We start from the raw sequence: 15,439 nt of genomic DNA, 5'->3' as shown, positions 1-15,439 counted from the left end.
CAGGTATGCATATGCTGGGAAACACTTCAGGAGGTGACGATGTCCGTTCGGCAGAGTCTGCTCGCGATCCTCGACCAGGGGCCGTGCTACGGCTACCAGCTGCGGCACGAGTTCGATCGACGCACGGGGTCGCGCTGGCCGCTCAACGTCGGTCAGATCTACAACACGCTCGAACGGCTCGAGCGGGACGGGCTCGTCACGAGACTCGATGCGGATGCCCAGGGGCACATCTACTGGCAGATCACCGCCGACGGATCGGCCGAGGTCGCCCGATGGCTCTCCTCCCCCGTCGTCCGCACGACCGCCGTCCGCGACGAGGTCGCGATCAAGCTGGCCGTGGCGGCCACACTGCCCGGCGTCGACGCGCGTGCGGCCATCCGGGCGCAGCGCGCCGAGACGCGGGGGAACCTGGTCCGCCTGCGCGCGGAGGCGACGAGCATCGGGGATGCGGACGACGCCGAGCAGCTCGCCCGCTCGCTCGTCATGGACTCCCTGATCTTCGCGGCGGAGGCGGAGGATCGCTGGCTCACCCATCTCGAGGAGCGGCTCGCGGCGCACCCCCGGCACGCCCTCGCCCTCGGCCTCACGCAGGAGCGCCCCAAGCGCGGTCGCCCGTCGAAGAGCACCGGCGACGCGGTGCTGATCTGAGGCACTGCCGCGAAACCCGCGTTCGCCTGGAGCGGATGCACAGGCATCCGCTCGTCCGTGGAAAGTAGGATCGGGTCATGGCAGGTATCTGGGGCAGACGCAAACGCGAACAGGAAGCCCTCGCGGTCCAGGACGCAGATCTCGCACGCCGGGCGGAGCAGGCACTCGTCTCCGCCGATGAGCGGATCCGATCGACATCCGACGAGCTGGCGTTCGCCGAAGCCGAGCTCGGGGAATCCCTGACCGGCGATCTGAAGAAGGCACTCGCCGCCGTCCGCACCCACCTGCGCGAAGCGTTCCAGTTGCACCAGCTCAACCACGACGAGATCCCCGACACCCCGGAGGAGTTGCGCACGCGCAACGCGCGCATCATCCAACTGTGCGACTGGGCGCAGGATCTCCTCGACGAGAAGACCACCGTCCTCGCCGAGTCGGTCGCGAAGGTGCGGCGGGCACCCGAGGTGATCGCCAAGGTGCGGGCGGATGCCGAGACTCTCAGTGCGCGCATCCCGGCGACGACCGCCACGATCGAGCGTCTTTCCTCCCGCTACGCCCCCTCGGCGATGACGCAGATCACCGCGAGCGCGCGCGAGGCCGAGCAGCTCATCGCCTTCGCTGTGCACGGGGCATCGGTCTCGGAGCGTCGCCGCGCCGCCAAGCAGAACGAGGAGGCGAATCTCGCGCTCGAGACCGCCACCGAGGCGACCCGACGCGCCGCCACCCTGCTCGACGCCGTCGAGGATTTCGAGATCGAAGCGCTGCGCGCGGAGTCCACTCTGGCCGAGGTCATCGCCGACTCACGCGGCGACCTGATCGCCGCGCGCAACGCACCGCAGGTTCCCGCGGTCGCCGCCGCGGTCTCCGCCCTCCAGGAAGCGCTGAGCGCTCTCACCCCCTCGGGAACTCCGAACGATCCGTTCGCCGAACTCTCTCGCCTGCGCGACGCGAACACCGGCCTCGACGAGGCGATCGTGACCGCCGAGCACCGTGCCGCCAACCCGCTCCCCTCTGTCGCCCAGGTGCAGCACGCCATCGATGACGCCGACCGCCAGCTCGGAGTCGCCCGCGGTCTGATCTCCGGCCACCGCGGGTGGATCGGCGCCGACGCCCGCACGCGCCTTGCCGAATCCGAGCGGCTGCGGGTGGATCTGAACGACCTCCTGCCCGCCGAAGAAACGCGCGAGCAGGCGCTCCTCGTCGCGCGACGCGTGGCGCACCTCGCGTCCGAGGCGCTCCAGCTCGCTCAGCGCGATATCGACTCCTCCCGCCCGCAGGATCAGGGCTGGGGCGGCGACGGCGGATGGGGCGGCGGCGGTTGGGGCGGCGGCGGCCGACGCGGAGGGGGCGGCGACATCGCCTCCGGCATCCTCGGCGGCCTCGTCATCGGCAGTCTCCTCGACGGCATCTTCGACTGACGCTCCGCGCACGAGAAAAGCGGCCCGGTCCCCTCTCGGGGCCGGGCCGCTTCCGTGCTATCAGGAGGCGAGAGCCTCAGCAGGCGGGGCCTGCGCGCTCAACGCGATGACACCGTAGTCCCAGCCCTTGCGGCGGTAGACCACGCTCGGGTGATCGGTACGAGCGTCGACGAACAGGAAGAAGTCGTGTCCGACCAGTTCCATCCGGTCGACGGCCTCTTCGACCGTCATCCACTCGGCATCGAAGTTCTTCGTGCGGATGACGACGGGCGAGTAGGCCTCCTCCTCGTCGTTCTGCACCGGGATGTTGCCGGTGGCCACGGCCCGCAGGACGTCGACGGATGCCGGCTCGACATCGATCCCCTCGAGGGCGCCGCTGCCCTTCTCGAAGTGCGCGCCGCGGGGGTGCTGCCGCCCATCGACTCGCTTCTCCTTGGCACGGCGCAACTGCTCGGCCATCTTGTCGACCGCGAGGTCGAGTGCGACGAACTTGTCGCCGTCGGTCGCCTCGGCACGGACGACCGGGCCCTTGCTCACCAGCGTGAGCTCGACGGTCTCCTCCGGCACCTGACCGTTGCGGTAGACCCGGTGGGTGACCTTCACATCCAGTCGTTGCGCGCGAGCCGCGAATGTCTGGATCCTGGCGATCTTCTCTTCGACAACGGTTCGGAAGCGATCGGTGATACCCACTCCGACGCCAACGATGCTCGTTTCCATTGCTGCCTCCTTGTCCCGGTCCTCCCGGCCAAGGGCGGACCGTGGTCGCCTTGTGACCCCCCACGCTAGTCCGCTTGGGAGCGGATGTCACGGGTCACTTCCTCCGTGTCGTGGAAGAGTCTCCGATGAGTCTCCCGTGACGCGGCGTGGCGGCGAGCGCGACGGCACCGACGACCTTATAGCCGGCCTCGGTGAGCGCTCGCGCGGCCTCGTCGAGCGTCGCCCCGGTGGTCACGACATCGTCCACCACCAGCACGGGAGCACCGCCGCCACGCCGACGGGCGGTCATGCTGCGCCGGACGTTCGCGGCTCGCGCCCGGGCATCGAGGCCGCGCTGATCCGCCCGACGTGCGACTGCCCGCAGCAACGAGGCCGGAGCAGCACCGGCTCTGCGCAGCAGCAGCTCCGGCACCCGATAGCCCCGTCTCCGGAAGGCCGACCCCGACGTAGGCACCGGCACGACATGACGCACGTCCGCCACCAGCGGCGCCAGCACCCCGGCGAGCGCGGCGCCGAGCGGGGCCGCGAGCAGAGTCTCGCCCTCGCCTTTCAGCCGCCGGATGCACCGTGCGGCGACACCCGTGAAATCCAGAGCCGCCCGCACCTCGAGTCCGCCCGGGGTGCGCACCGTCCGGGGCGCGGGGCGCAGCTCGGCACGGCACCCTGCGCAGAGCACCGTCCCCCCTGCACTGCAGCCCGCACACGATGCGGCGAGGAGGAAGGCGAGCAGTTCATCCCCGAGGGATGCGAGGTTCGAGATCGCAGGCATCCGTCGATCTTCACGCGCCTACGGCGGATCGTCCTCCCGGACGCCCACGTTTCGGAACAGGACAGGGCTGTCCCACGCCGGTGCAGGAAGAGAGGGGCGTCACTGCCCCGCGCGCGTGGCCAGCACGCGTACGCCGGTCGCGACCTCTCGCCACGCCGATCCTGCGTGCGCGAGGAGGGCGCCGTCTGTCGACAGCACCCGCACGCCCGATACGGTCCTGGCGCCGGAGAGCGCGGTCGCGCCTGTCGGGGCGGATTCGACCGTCGCGGTCCCGCCGACCACCTGGGTGAGCAGGTCGGGACTCGGCGAGTCCGCCAGCACCGCCAGGCGGTAGTCGCCGACCCAGACCAGTCCCTGCACGTCGCCGTCGACACGGGTCTGCTGCTTCATCGGTCCCAGCTCGGTCGGAAGACCGCTCTCATCACGCACGACCGCGGCGACGACGACCCAGCGCTGACTGCCCACCTCGATCACCGCGGCGATCCTCGAGCCGTCCGCCGATACCCGCATCTGCAGCACGGCCGAGGCGTCGGGCCACGCGTTCGCCACGGGATGCGACATCCGGTCGCTGCCCCAGACGAGCACGTCGGTGGGACTCGCCGTCGGCACCGTCCAGGTGTAGCCGTACGGATCGAGCGACGGAGCGATGAGACCGCCCCGCACATCGGGTTCATCGAGTCGGCCGTCGCCGACCAGATACGCGCGTCCATCGACGAGCTGGACCGCCGCCATCCCGTCGTCCGCCGCGACGTCGATCGCGGCGATCGGCTCCGGGATGCTCAGGATCTCGTCGCTGAGTCCGTCGATCGGGGAGACCTCGTCTCCCACGATGGTGCCGAATGCGCTGTCGGTGAGCACGAGCGGCCCGGATTCCTGCGGGGGCACGACGACGTTCACGACCCCCGCGTCGAGCGTGCGACCGTCGACCGTGAACCGCACCTGCGACACGTGCACCCCCGATGCGCGCAGGGTCTCCTGCAGTTGCGTGCGCATCCGGGCGAGCGTCTGCGTCTCGAGAGCCGCGGCCGGGCGGGTCAGGGCGACTTCCGCCACCTGATTGGCGTTGATCGGCACGGCATCCTGCGCGAGCTGCACATCGGCGGGGAAGGCCGTCTGCACGGCGGGCTCGAGCCACGAACTCGGCGACCCGCTGATCAGAGCCTGCACCACGGTCGTCGCGATGCTCGTGCGACGCGGGAACCAGCGCACATCCGGCACGAGTCGCGACCAGGTGCGGTCGAAGTACTGGAGGGGATACCCCTCGAACACCGTCGAGAAGCGCTCTTCATCGATGACGATGCCATCGGGCGCCTGCGAGATGCGCCACTCCCCCGCATCGGTGCGCTCCAGGGCGAACGCGAGGTTCGCCGGCCCCGCCGCCGAGGAGTACTCCCCGGAGGAGTCGACGCTCGCCACCTGGTCGAGCTGCACCTGCACGTCTGCGGCATCCGCGTCGTCGACGTCCTCGTCGAGCACCGAGGAGGATACGGCCCGGTCCGTGGCGGAGGCGTCGACGGCCACACCCGTGCTGGGGCGCCAGGACCGCTGCATGTCGGGAGTGAGGAACCGGCGGGCGATCTCCCAGTTCTCGGCCGGCGTGATCGCCGCCTCCATGAAGCCCTCGACGATCTCCCGGGGGCCCGCGCCCGGCGCGGGGCCGGAGGCGAGAGGGAGGAAGTCCGCGTCGTCGGGCGACTCGCCCAGCTCCAGGCCCACGTTCACGTCACCGGAAGTCGGCAGACCGGTGCACGCGGTGAGCAGCACCAGGCTCGCTGCGGCGAGCGCGATGCCCCGCAGGAGGTTCCTCATCCGTGCAGTACTCACGGGGCCTCACCCCCGTCGAGCATCTCGCGTCGCACGTCCGTGAGCGAGAGAGGCTGCGTGGCATCGCCGAGTTCGGCGAGGGAGTCCTGGGGTTCGACGGAAACAGGGCTCGGCCCGTCGAGCGTCGTGCCGTGGCGAGGAAGGGTGAGCACGAAGTTGGTGCCGGCGCCGAGCTCCGACCACACCGACAGGGTGCCCCCGTGGAGCGTGGCATCGCCGAGCGCGATCGACAGCCCGAGTCCGGTGCCCCCGATGGTGCGCTGACGCGACGGATCGGCGCGCCAGAACCGGTCGAACACGCGTTCGGCATCGGTCGGGTCCATCCCCAACCCGAAGTCGCGCACCCCGGCGGCGACCGCGTGCTGGTTGCTGTCGACGGTGACGACGATAGGACGCCCCTCGCCGTGTTCGATCGCGTTGCCGATGAGGTTGCGGAGCACGCGGCGCACCCGACGCGGATCCATGTCGACCGGGGAATATCCCCCCGGAGCGACGAGCCGCAGCTCCGTGCCGTGACCGTCGGCGAGAGGACGCATCTGCTCGATGACGTCCTCGGCGACGTGCGCGAGACTCGTCGCCTCCAGCTCGAGCTGCACCGACCCTGCGTCGTATCGGCTGATCTCGAGGAGGTCCGACAGCAATGTCTCGAAGCGCTGCACCTGGGCGTGCATGAGCTCGGCCGCCCGCGCCGTGACCGGGTCGAAGTCCGCACGCTGGTCGTTGAGCATGTCGGCGGCGAGACGGATCGTCGTCAGCGGCGTGCGAAGCTCGTGCGAGACGTCGGACACGAACCGCTGCTGCACCATCGACAGCTCCCCGAGCTCCTTGATCTGCGCCTCGATGCTGTCGGCCATGGCATTGAACGAGCGGCCCAGCGTCGCGAGTTCGTCCTCACCGTGCACTTCCAGGCGCACGGCCAGATCGCCCGAGGCGAGTCGCGCACTCGTCTCCGCCGCCTGGATGATCGGCGTCGAGACCGTGCGCAGGACGATCCACGAGATGGCCGCGACGATCGCGACCAGACCGATCCCCGCGATCCAGAGCGTCCGCTGCACGAACACGAGGGTCTGATCGGCATCCGAGAGGTCGTATGCGAAATAGATCTCGAAGGGGCCCGCCTCGGGTACGACGACCTGCTGCCCGACGATGATGCCCGGCACCTCTCCCCCGCCTTCGACGGGGAGGGCGACCGACTGCCAGGCCTGGCGGTCGTCGAATTCCACGACGCGTGCGCGGAGGCCGTCGCTGAGCAGGCTCGCGCTGAGTCCGGCCGTGAAGCCGTTGAGGCGGACGCCGTTCGCATCGGCGTCGATCCGGATGCCGGTGAGCTGATCGGCGTTCGAGTTCTGCGCGAATCCGGCCTGGATCGTGTTCCACAGGTCGGCGAGGGCTGCCGGGTCGTCTCCGACCTCGGCGACGTCGAGCGTGCTCTGGGCGACGTCGACCGCGCGTCGGGCGTCTTCGAGCGCTTGGTTCTTGCGCGAGACGAAGAGGTCGTTCTGGATCACGAGCGCCATGGTGACGCAGGTGATGAGGATCGCGAGGGAGGTCGCGAGCAGGGTCACCGCAAGGGTGCGGAACCGCAGCGATCTGCGCCACAGGGATCCCAGAACCGTCGGCCAGCCGCGCCAATCGCGCAGGACGGCGACCGCCGTGGTGGTGGCTGTCGTCACGGCCATGGGCGTGTCAGACAGCGCTCCCGGCGCGATAGCCGACTCCGCGGACCGTCATCACGATCCGCGGGTTGTCAGGGTCGAGCTCGACCTTCGCGCGCAGTCGCTGCACGTGCACGTTCACGAGACGCGTGTCGGCCTTGTAGTGGTAGCCCCAGACCTGCTCGAGCAGCATCTCGCGGGAGAACACCTGCTGTGGCTTGGAGGCGAGAGCGACGAGCAGCTGGAACTCGAGAGGGGTGAGGGCGATCGGGTCCGTGCCGCGGCGCACCTCGTGCGCATCGACGTCGACGGTCAGATCGCCGACGCGGAGCTGCTCGCTGGTCGTCTGCGGCACGGGACGGAGCCGCGTGCGGATGCGGGCGACCAATTCCTTCGGGTTGAACGGCTTGACCATGTAGTCGTCTGCGCCCACCTCGAGACCCCGAACGACGTCAGCGGTGTCGGTGCGAGCCGTGAGCATGATGACGGGCACACCGGACTCGGCGCGGATGCGCGTGCAGATCTCGATCCCATCCATGCCAGGGAGCATCAGATCGAGGAGGACGAGGTCCGGGCGCTGTGCGCGCCACTCGTCGACGGCACGTGCTCCGTCGGCGCAGAACACGGGCTCGAATCCTTCGGTGCGCAGCACGATGCCGATCATCTCGGCGAGCGCGGTGTCGTCATCGACCACAAGGATGCGTGAGGTCATAACTGTTACCTTATGGCACTCGGTCTCACGTTCCCCAGGTCTGCGCGCCAACACCGGGGATATGGCACGATGGAGGCGCACGACGGAGGGAAGTGCTGTGAGCGCCCAGACCTGGACCCCTGCCCGGAAGAAGGGCATCATCCCCCTGCATCCGATGACGTTCGGAATGCTGCTCGGGAAGGCGTTCGCCGCGCTGCGGCACAACCCCAAGGTTCTGTTCGGCTTCGCCGTCATCCTCCAGCTCGCCGTCCTCATCCTCGCGGCGCTCGCGATGGGGCTCGTCCTCTTCACGACCTTCTCCCGACTCGAGACCGTGTCGACCGCGAGCCCTGACTTCGAGGCGATCGCTGCCGGAACCATCGCGATCAACATCATCGCCGGCATCCTGGTCGGTCTCGCTTCGGTCGCCGTCACGGCGATCATGCAGGGCGTGATCGCCGCCGACGTCAGCTACGCCACGATCGGCAAGAAGGCCACGCTGCGAATGCTGTGGCATCGGATGACTCCGGCCTTCTGGCGTCTCGTCGCATACTCCGCGCTCGTCATCGTCGCCGTGTTCGGCCTCATCATCGTGGTCGCGCTCATCCTGTTCGGGATCATCGCCGGTGGCATCGCGGGCGGGATGGGAGCCTCCCCCGAGACGGTCGGCCTCATCGTGCTGGTCGTGGTCGTCTTCTTCCTCGCCTGCATCCCCCTCTACGTCTGGCTCAGCACCAAGCTGATGCTCGTGCCCTCGATCCTGGTGTTCGAGCGCGCGCGGCTCAAGGACGCGATCGTGCGCTCGTGGCGGCTGATCCGCGGCCGTTTCTGGGTCGCCTTCGGTGTGAGCTTCCTCATCAGCTTCATCATGGGCATCGCGATGAACGTGGTGGCCGTGCCCGCGCAGCTGTTCGCCCAGATGTTCGGCACGGTGCTCGTGCCCACCGGCGACCCCGAGCCCAGCGCGATCATCGGCATGATCCTCCTGCTCCTCGCACCGCAGATCCTCACCCTCGTGCTCCAGGCGATCACTCTGGTCGTGCAGAGCACGAGCGCGGCTCTCATCTACCTCGACTCCCGCATGCGGTACGAGGGGCTCGACCAGACTCTCGTCTCCTACGTGGAGCGCAGCGACATGGGGTGGACCGAGGAGCAGCTCGGGGACCCCTACGCGGTCGACCCGGCGCGGGCCGTCTCGAGCGCACCCCCGCCCAAGGCCGTCCCCGACTACGTCCTCCTCTCGCAGTCGTACGCGTACCCGGCACCCACGGGTGCGCCGCAACAGCCCGGGTATCCCGGACCGTACGGATACGCGCAGCAGCCAGCGCAGCCCTCCTCCCCGCCGCAGCCCCCGCAGTACGGGTACGCGCCCGCACCGCAGGCCTACGGCGCCCCGCCCACTCCCCCCGTGTACACCGCACCGCCCGCACCCCCGGCGTACAGCGCACCGCCCGCTCCCGCGACACCACCCGCGGCGGCACCGCCCGCGGCGGCACCGTGGACCGCTCCGGGCGACGGTGACCCCCGGGCATGATCCGACCGTTCGACGACCTGTTCGTCCCGGACGGCGACGACGCACGCCGCTGGGCCGAAGAAGAGTTGAGCAATCCGCGCTACGCCGATGCCGAGCCCTCGTGGTTCGACTACCTCGCGCGGGACATCGGCCGATTCATCGACAGCCTCTTCAGCTCCGACAACGGCGCAGCCGTCGGTCCCTCCGCCCTCGTCATCGTCTGCATCCTGATCGGTGCCGCGCTGATCGTCGCTCTGATCGTCTGGGGGCGCCCGCGACGCTCCCGCTCCGTCGCCCGGGCCCGCACCGACCTCCTCGGTGTCGATGACGACCGCTCGGCGGCCCAGTTGCGCGCCGAGGCGGAACGCAGCGCCCGTGCCGAGGACTGGGATGCCGCCACCGTCCTGAGGTTCCGCGCGATCGCCCGTGACCTCCTCGAGCGCGACATCATCGACCCTGCCCCGGGCGCCACCGCCCAGGCCATCGCCCGAGAGGTCAGCGCGGTCTTCCCCGACGAGTCGGCACCGATGCGCAGCGCCGCGACAGCGTTCGACGACGTCCGCTATCTGCGCCACCCCGCGACGCCCGAGTCCTACGCCGCCCTGGCCGCCACCGACGAGCGCCTGCGGTCCCGCAGGCCGGCAGTGGTGACCGCATGACCGTCACCGAGGAGCGGATCACCCCTCCCACCACCGCGGAACCGACGAGACGCCTGCGCTCGATCATCGGTTGGGTGATCGTCGCCGCGCTCGTCGTCGGCGTGGCGTGGGTGGGGCTCCAGATCGCCGCGACCGCCCCGAGCGAGCGCCGTTCACTCGACCCCGAGGGCCGTGGAGATGCGGGCGCGCTGGCGCTCGCCGAGATCCTGCGGGACCAGGGGGTCGAGGTCGACGTGTATCGCTCGCACGTCGAGGCGCGTGACGCTCTGGACGAGAGCACGACGCTCGTCATGACCAATCCGTACACACTCAGCGATGATGGCCTCGCCGAGCTGATGGGGCCAGCCGACCGTGTCGTCTTCCTCTCGGTGGGAGCTCATCTGCTCGACGAACTCGATCTCGGTGCCTACTCCTCGGCGCCGCTCGCCGAGGTCGACGCGCAGTGCACCGCCGGGGAGTTCGCCGAGGTCGGCACGATCGAACCCGATCGACTGATGACTCCTCACTCCGGCGTGGAGTGGTGCTTCGGCGACGAAGAGGGCGCGGCCGTGCTCATCGACGACAGTGATGGTCGACGCACCTCGATCGTCGACGGCTCCCGCTTGTTCAGCAACGCCTATCTAGCCGAGAACGGCAACGCCGCGCTCGCGCTCGCCCTGCTCGGCCAGACCGATCGCGTGGTCTGGTACGTCCCCTCGCTCGGCGATTCCGACCTCGAGGCGACGTCTCCCGACACTCTGGGCACTCTGACGCCACCGTGGGTCACCCCGGCGATCATCCTGCTGATGCTGTCCGGGGCTGCGGCCGCCCTGTGGCGCGGCAGACGGTTCGGTCCGCTGGTCGCCGAGACGCTGCCGGTCACGGTCCGCGCTTCCGAGACGATGCACGGTCGCGCACGTCTGACGGCGAAGGCGGCGGATGCCCCGCACGCAGCGCTCGCGATCCGCGACGGCGCGCAGCGGCGCCTGGCCCGGCGACTCGGGCTGACGGCACGCGCGACATCCGACGAGGTCGCCGATGCGGCATCCGATCGTCTGCGCATTCCCCGGGGCACGCTCCAGGCGCTCCTCGCCGGCCCGCTGCCCACCGACGACGCCGCACTCGTCGAGCTCGCTCGGCGCCTCGCCGACCTCGAAGAGGCCGTCGAGAAGACGCATCGAACCGCCCGCGCGACGGACGCACCATCCGCACACACTCCATCCACGACGGAAGCCGAGGACACCCGTGACCGCTGAGTACAATCCCGCCGATGACACGGCCCTGCGCGGGGCGATGCACCGCGTGCGCAGCGAGGTCGACAAGGCCGTGGTCGGACAGGCCGGCACGGTGACCGGCCTGCTGGTCTCTCTGCTCGCCCGGGGACACGTGCTGCTCGAGGGCGTCCCGGGCGTCGCGAAGACCCTGGTCGTGCGCTCGTTCGCCCGGGCCCTCGGCCTCGACACCAAGCGCGTGCAGTTCACTCCCGACCTCATGCCCGGCGACGTGACCGGATCGCTCGTGTACGACGCGCGGACGGGAGAGTTCGACTTCCGCGCCGGCCCGGTGTTCACGAACATCCTGCTGGCCGACGAGATCAACCGCACGCCCCCGAAGACGCAGGCGGCGCTCCTCGAGGCGATGGAGGAGCGCCAGGTGTCGGCCGACGGCACGAGCCGCGCCCTCCCCGACCCGTTCCTCGTCGCGGCGACCCAGAACCCCATCGAGCACGAGGGCACGTACTCGCTTCCCGAGGCTCAACTCGACCGCTTCCTCATGAAGCTCGTGGTCGGGATGCCCGAGCGCGACGCCGAGGTGGCCGTGCTGCGCAAGCACGCCTCCGGCTTCTCGCCACGCGAGCTCACCGGCGTCGAAGCCGTCGTCACCGCCGACGAGATCCGCGCAGCGCAGGCCGCCGCGGGACGCGTCGAGGTGACGGACGACGTCCTCGCCTACGTCGTCGACCTCGCCCGCGCCACGCGGCAGTCCCCATCGGTCGAGCTCGGGGCCAGCCCGCGCGCCTCGACGGGCCTCCTCGCGGCGGCGAAGGCCTGGGCCTGGCTCAACGGCTCGACGGCGGTCACGCCCGATCACGTGCAGACGATGCTCGTACCGGTCTGGCGCCACCGTCTGCAGTTGCGCCCGGACGCGCAGATGGAGGGCGTCTCGGCGGATGCCGTGCTGACCTCCGTGGTGCAGCAGACCCGGGTACCGATCTAAGTGTTCGTCACGGGTCGCCTCGCGCTCGCCGTGGCTGCGGGCGTCGTGCCGCTGGTCATCGCCGGGCTCGCGGGTTTTCCGCCGTACGCGGTGCTCGGCGCGTGGCTGGGCCTCTGCGTGGTGCTGGTCGTCATCGACGTCGTCTTCAGCGCGAGTCCGCGGTCGGTGACCGTGACCCGGCGCGTGCCCGCTCGTGCACGGCTGGGCGAGGCGGTGCCGGTCAGCGTCGCCGTGCACAATCACGGGTCCCGCGAACTGCACGCGCTTCTCCGCGACGCCTGGCAACCGACGGCGGGCGCGGGAACCGCACGGCAGACCCTCGACATCCCGAGCGGTGAGCGCCGTCGGGTCGACATCCCGCTCCTCCCCCGTCGCCGCGGCGAACTGGTGAGCGAGTTCGTCGTGATCCGCTCGCGCGGCCCCCTCGGTCTCGCCGGACGGCAAGCCGTCCACCGCGTGCGGGGAGCGATCCGAGTGCTCCCCGCCTTCTCGTCCCGCAAGCACCTCCCCTCGCGTCTCGCCCGGCTGCGCGAGCTCGACGGCAACACGAGCATCCAGGTGCGCGGTCAGGGCACCGAGTTCGACTCGCTGCGCGAGTACGTGCGCGGCGACGACGTGCGATCGATCGACTGGCGGGCAACTGCCCGCGCCGGGACCACCATGCTGCGCACCTGGCGGCCGGAGCGCGATCGGCACGTCGTCATCATCATCGACACCGGACGCACCGCGGCCGCCCGCGTGGGCGACGGAACACGAGCGGATGCCGCGCTCGAGGCCGCCCTCCTGCTCGCGGCTCTCGCGGCGCGCGCGGGCGACCACGTGCACCTGCTGATGTACGACCGTGTCGTCCGGGCACGGGTGACCGGTGTCGAGGGCAATGCTCTCCTGCCCGCGCTGACCGACGCCATGGCCCCGGTGCACGCGCGCCTCGTCGACACCGACTGGCACGGCGCGTTCGCAGCCGTGCGCACGCTGACGACTCGCCCCTCGCTGATCGTCGTACTCACCGCGCAGGACGCCGCGGAATCGGCGCGAGGCTTCCTCGGCGCTTTTCCGGATGCCTCGCGGGCGACGTCGATCCTCGTGGGCTCCGTCACCGACGAGTCGATCGTCGAGCTGGCGCAGCAGCGCGGTTCGCGCGAGGAGGTCTACCTCGCCGCGGCCGCCGAGCGCACTCTGCGCGACGCCGAGAACGTGGCGGACGCGATCCGCCGAGCGGGCGGCGAAGCGATCTCCGCTGACCCCGAGGATCTCCCGCCGCGGATCGCCGACCGCTATCTCGAGCTCAAGGCTGCAGGCCGGCTCTGAGCGCTCCGGTCACCCCGCGAGAAGTCGTGGGGTGCCCGCCTCGTACTCGACGAGATCACCCGTCTCGCCGCGGCGATAGGCGCGTCCGCCGACGACGAGCATGTAAATCAGGAACACGGCCAGCGCCGCCGCGCCGATGCCGATCTTGAGCGGCCAGGGCAGAGCCCACCCGGTCACGAAGCCCTCGACGAGGCCGGCGAGGAACATCGCGAAAACGAGGCCGAGCGAAACCGTTGCGAGAGCTCTGCCCTCCTGCGCGAGCGATTCCGAGCGTGATCGGTGCCCCGGTGCCACCCACGACCAAAACAGTCGTAGCCCGCCGGCAGCCGCGACGAACAGGCACGTCATCTCCAGCATCCCGTGCGGCAGGACGTACAGCACCATGATGTCGGCCTTGTCGTAGGCGGCCATGATCGCGCCGGCTTTTCCGATCGCCATAGCGTTCGTGACGATCATGTACACGGGGTAGATGCCGGTCACCCCGAAGATGACGCAGAGCATTGCCAGCCACGCGTTGTTCGACCACACCATGCCCATGAACACCGCGGCGGGATTCTCTGTGTAGTAGCCGGTGAAGCTCTCGTCTGCGTACTGCTCGAGAGCAGCGGGTGGGCCGAGCGTCGCCACGAGCGCCGGGTCACTCGCGATCCAGGCGGCGGTTCCGATCGCGATCGCGAGGAACACGACGGCGATCGCCAATGTGAGCCACCGCAGACGGTAGAGCGCCGCGGGGAACTGCCGAGCGAAGAATCGCGCAGCCTGCGTCAGGACGCTGTCCGAAGCACCCGTGAGTCGCATGCGAGCGCGAACGAGGATCGTCGAAAGGTAGTTACCCTGCGGCGAGTCGCCGACCGACGTCTTGAGCTCGGCGAGATCCGCTGACGCGGCGCGATAGCGCACGATGAGTTCGTCGACTGCCGCCCCGTCCAGCGAGGCGCGGCTGAGCTCATCCAGCCGCGCCCACTCGGCGCGGCGTGCATCGGTCAACGCATCGGCATCCACCTGATTTACTGTACTCATGTCCGTGCCGATCGATACGACCGACGAGATGCTGTCCGGGGAAGCCGTCGCCATCGACGTCCAGCCGGTCGGGTTCCTCATGCGTTCTCTCGGTGCGCTCATCGACATGCTGCTCGGCTACGGGGTCTTCATCCTGTGGCTGTTCCTCCGCGTCTGGCTGCTCGATGCCGGTGTTCTCACCGAGGCGACCGATCGGATCGCGACCATCGCTTCTCTCGCGGTGAGCTTCCTCATGCTCCCCCTGAGCATGGAGATGCTGACGAAGGGCCGCAGCCTCGGCAAGCTGGCCGTCGGCGGGCGCATCGTCCGGATCGACGGCGGCGCGACGGGATTCCGTCACGCCTTCATCCGCGCGCTTCTCGGCGTGCTCGAGATCTACATGACCTTCGGCGGCCTCGCCGTCCTCTCAGGCGCCCTCACCGCACGGTCCCAGCGCCTGGGAGATCTCGTGGCGGGCACCTACAGCCAGCGCGTGCGCACGCCAAAGCTTGCCCAGAGCGTTCCGGTGATGCCCGGTGAGCTCCTCGGCTGGTCGCAGATCGCCGACGTCGCGCGTCTGCCCGACCGTCTCGCGCGGCGCATCTCGCACTTCCTCGCCTCGGCGCACCAGCTCGTTCCCGGGGCACGCGCGCGCGTCGCGAACGAGCTGCTCGCCGAGGCATCCGCCTTCGTCTCCCCCCTGCCGCAGGCTTCGCCGGAGCGTGCCCTGGTCGCGATCACGGTGATTCGTCGCGAGCGGGAGCGACGCGCACTCATCGCCTCGGATGCCCGCGCCGAGCGGCTCTCGGGGCGCCGCGTCGGGGTCTGACGCTCAGGCGCGCAGCGCCTCGTGGCGCACGACGATCCACCCTGCGGGCACCGACAACCGGTCGGCGTGCTGGGCGCACAGGTCGTGAGCGTGCGGGTGACGCTCGAGTCCGAGCGGACCGAGCGCGGCCATCTGGTCGCCGTAGTCGTACGTGAGTGTGGCCACCGCTTCGCGCGCGCAGCCCACCTTCGAGCAGAGTCGTCCGTCCATCCGTGC

At 70.0% G+C, this 15,439-nt stretch carries 15 protein-coding genes; 8 read left to right on the top strand and 7 right to left on the bottom strand.

The window, feature by feature from the left end:
• Positions 1–39: 39 nt before the first annotated feature.
• Together ACZ5Y9_RS07590 and ACZ5Y9_RS07585 are read left to right on the top strand one after the other, a co-directional pair.
• Positions 40–648, top strand: a complete 609-nt coding sequence (locus tag ACZ5Y9_RS07590) for a helix-turn-helix transcriptional regulator (protein ID WP_464472687.1) — start codon at positions 40–42, stop codon at positions 646–648.
• A 77-nt stretch (positions 649–725) separates the two neighbouring features.
• Entirely contained in the window at positions 726–2,063 is a 1,338-nt protein-coding gene (locus ACZ5Y9_RS07585) for a coiled-coil domain-containing protein (protein WP_464472686.1), read from the top strand.
• Positions 2,064–2,123: 60 nt separating this feature from the next.
• On the opposite strand, the gene hpf is transcribed toward ACZ5Y9_RS07585, so the two are convergent.
• From hpf to mtrA, 5 genes are all read right to left on the bottom strand, one after another.
• Entirely contained in the window at positions 2,124–2,780 is a 657-nt protein-coding gene (gene hpf, locus ACZ5Y9_RS07580; protein ID WP_404596618.1) for a ribosome hibernation-promoting factor, HPF/YfiA family, read from the bottom strand.
• Between the two features lie 94 nt (positions 2,781–2,874).
• Positions 2,875–3,549, bottom strand: a complete 675-nt coding sequence (locus tag ACZ5Y9_RS07575; RefSeq protein ID WP_464472685.1) for a ComF family protein — start codon at positions 3,547–3,549, stop codon at positions 2,875–2,877.
• A 99-nt stretch (positions 3,550–3,648) separates the two neighbouring features.
• The gene (locus tag ACZ5Y9_RS07570; RefSeq protein ID WP_247622864.1) at positions 3,649–5,358 is read right to left on the bottom strand and encodes an LpqB family beta-propeller domain-containing protein; all 1,710 of its coding nucleotides are present in this window, start codon (positions 5,356–5,358) and stop codon (positions 3,649–3,651) included.
• Between the two features lie 11 nt (positions 5,359–5,369).
• Complete coding sequence (gene mtrB, locus ACZ5Y9_RS07565) at positions 5,370–7,052, bottom strand: MtrAB system histidine kinase MtrB (protein ID WP_247622865.1); 1,683 nt, start codon at positions 7,050–7,052, stop codon at positions 5,370–5,372.
• Positions 7,053–7,059: 7 nt separating this feature from the next.
• Complete coding sequence (gene mtrA, locus ACZ5Y9_RS07560; RefSeq protein ID WP_247632497.1) at positions 7,060–7,740, bottom strand: MtrAB system response regulator MtrA; 681 nt, start codon at positions 7,738–7,740, stop codon at positions 7,060–7,062.
• 97 nt (positions 7,741–7,837) lie between these two features.
• Between mtrA and ACZ5Y9_RS07555 the strand changes: the two genes are divergently transcribed.
• Genes ACZ5Y9_RS07555 through ACZ5Y9_RS07535 form a run of 5 tightly spaced genes read left to right on the top strand, consistent with a single transcriptional unit; the run spans position 7,838 to position 13,395 of the window.
• Positions 7,838–9,253, top strand: a complete 1,416-nt coding sequence (locus ACZ5Y9_RS07555) for a glycerophosphoryl diester phosphodiesterase membrane domain-containing protein (RefSeq protein ID WP_464472684.1) — start codon at positions 7,838–7,840, stop codon at positions 9,251–9,253.
• Complete coding sequence (locus tag ACZ5Y9_RS07550) at positions 9,250–9,891, top strand: DUF4129 domain-containing protein (RefSeq protein ID WP_464472683.1); 642 nt, start codon at positions 9,250–9,252, stop codon at positions 9,889–9,891. Before ACZ5Y9_RS07555 ends, ACZ5Y9_RS07550 begins: the two co-directional genes overlap by 4 nt.
• Positions 9,888–11,126, top strand: coding sequence for a DUF4350 domain-containing protein (locus tag ACZ5Y9_RS07545; RefSeq protein WP_464472682.1), 1,239 nt, complete (start codon positions 9,888–9,890; stop codon positions 11,124–11,126). The genes ACZ5Y9_RS07550 and ACZ5Y9_RS07545 overlap by 4 nt, the downstream gene beginning before the upstream one ends.
• A 37-nt stretch (positions 11,127–11,163) precedes the next feature.
• Complete coding sequence (locus ACZ5Y9_RS07540; RefSeq protein WP_247624703.1) at positions 11,164–12,087, top strand: AAA family ATPase; 924 nt, start codon at positions 11,164–11,166, stop codon at positions 12,085–12,087.
• The gene (locus ACZ5Y9_RS07535; protein ID WP_247622870.1) at positions 12,088–13,395 is read left to right on the top strand and encodes a DUF58 domain-containing protein; all 1,308 of its coding nucleotides are present in this window, start codon (positions 12,088–12,090) and stop codon (positions 13,393–13,395) included. It begins immediately after the preceding gene.
• 9 nt (positions 13,396–13,404) lie between these two features.
• Here ACZ5Y9_RS07535 and ACZ5Y9_RS07530 read toward each other — a convergent pair whose 3' ends face one another.
• Complete coding sequence (locus ACZ5Y9_RS07530) at positions 13,405–14,397, bottom strand: stage II sporulation protein M (protein WP_247624704.1); 993 nt, start codon at positions 14,395–14,397, stop codon at positions 13,405–13,407.
• A 16-nt stretch (positions 14,398–14,413) separates the two neighbouring features.
• On the opposite strand from ACZ5Y9_RS07530, the gene ACZ5Y9_RS07525 reads away from it, so the two are divergent.
• Positions 14,414–15,223, top strand: coding sequence for an RDD family protein (locus ACZ5Y9_RS07525; protein WP_247622871.1), 810 nt, complete (start codon positions 14,414–14,416; stop codon positions 15,221–15,223).
• 3 nt (positions 15,224–15,226) lie between these two features.
• Here the strand turns inward: ACZ5Y9_RS07525 and ACZ5Y9_RS07520 are convergent, their stop codons facing one another.
• Positions 15,227–15,433: a DUF3499 family protein gene (locus ACZ5Y9_RS07520; RefSeq protein ID WP_247622872.1), complete on the bottom strand. Its 207-nt coding sequence runs from the start codon at positions 15,431–15,433 to the stop codon at positions 15,227–15,229.
• Positions 15,434–15,439: the final 6 nt, after the last annotated feature.

This window comes from Microbacterium sp. T3-8, from assembly GCF_055398145.1.
Note: the sequence above shows the minus strand (reverse complement) of the source record. Positions and strands in the feature narration are given on the sequence as shown.

Excerpts from the sequence above, each read along its gene's own strand:
- ACZ5Y9_RS07545 (WP_464472682.1), top strand. The coding sequence starts at position 9,888 with ATGACCGTCACCGAGGAGCGGATCACCCCTCCCACCACCGCGGAACCG.
- ACZ5Y9_RS07590 (WP_464472687.1), top strand. The coding sequence starts at position 40 with ATGTCCGTTCGGCAGAGTCTGCTCGCGATCCTCGACCAGGGGCCGTGC.
- ACZ5Y9_RS07570 (WP_247622864.1), bottom strand. The coding sequence starts at position 5,358 with ATGAGGAACCTCCTGCGGGGCATCGCGCTCGCCGCAGCGAGCCTGGTG.
- ACZ5Y9_RS07540 (WP_247624703.1), top strand. The coding sequence starts at position 11,164 with ATGCACCGCGTGCGCAGCGAGGTCGACAAGGCCGTGGTCGGACAGGCC.
- ACZ5Y9_RS07585 (WP_464472686.1), top strand. The coding sequence starts at position 726 with ATGGCAGGTATCTGGGGCAGACGCAAACGCGAACAGGAAGCCCTCGCG.
- ACZ5Y9_RS07575 (WP_464472685.1), bottom strand. The coding sequence starts at position 3,549 with ATGCCTGCGATCTCGAACCTCGCATCCCTCGGGGATGAACTGCTCGCC.
- mtrB (WP_247622865.1), bottom strand. The coding sequence starts at position 7,052 with ATGGCCGTGACGACAGCCACCACCACGGCGGTCGCCGTCCTGCGCGAT.
- mtrA (WP_247632497.1), bottom strand. The coding sequence starts at position 7,740 with ATGACCTCACGCATCCTTGTGGTCGATGACGACACCGCGCTCGCCGAG.
- ACZ5Y9_RS07550 (WP_464472683.1), top strand. The coding sequence starts at position 9,250 with ATGATCCGACCGTTCGACGACCTGTTCGTCCCGGACGGCGACGACGCA.
- ACZ5Y9_RS07525 (WP_247622871.1), top strand. The coding sequence starts at position 14,414 with ATGTCCGTGCCGATCGATACGACCGACGAGATGCTGTCCGGGGAAGCC.
- ACZ5Y9_RS07520 (WP_247622872.1), bottom strand. The coding sequence starts at position 15,433 with ATGGACGGACGACTCTGCTCGAAGGTGGGCTGCGCGCGCGAAGCGGTG.
- hpf (WP_404596618.1), bottom strand. The coding sequence starts at position 2,780 with ATGGAAACGAGCATCGTTGGCGTCGGAGTGGGTATCACCGATCGCTTC.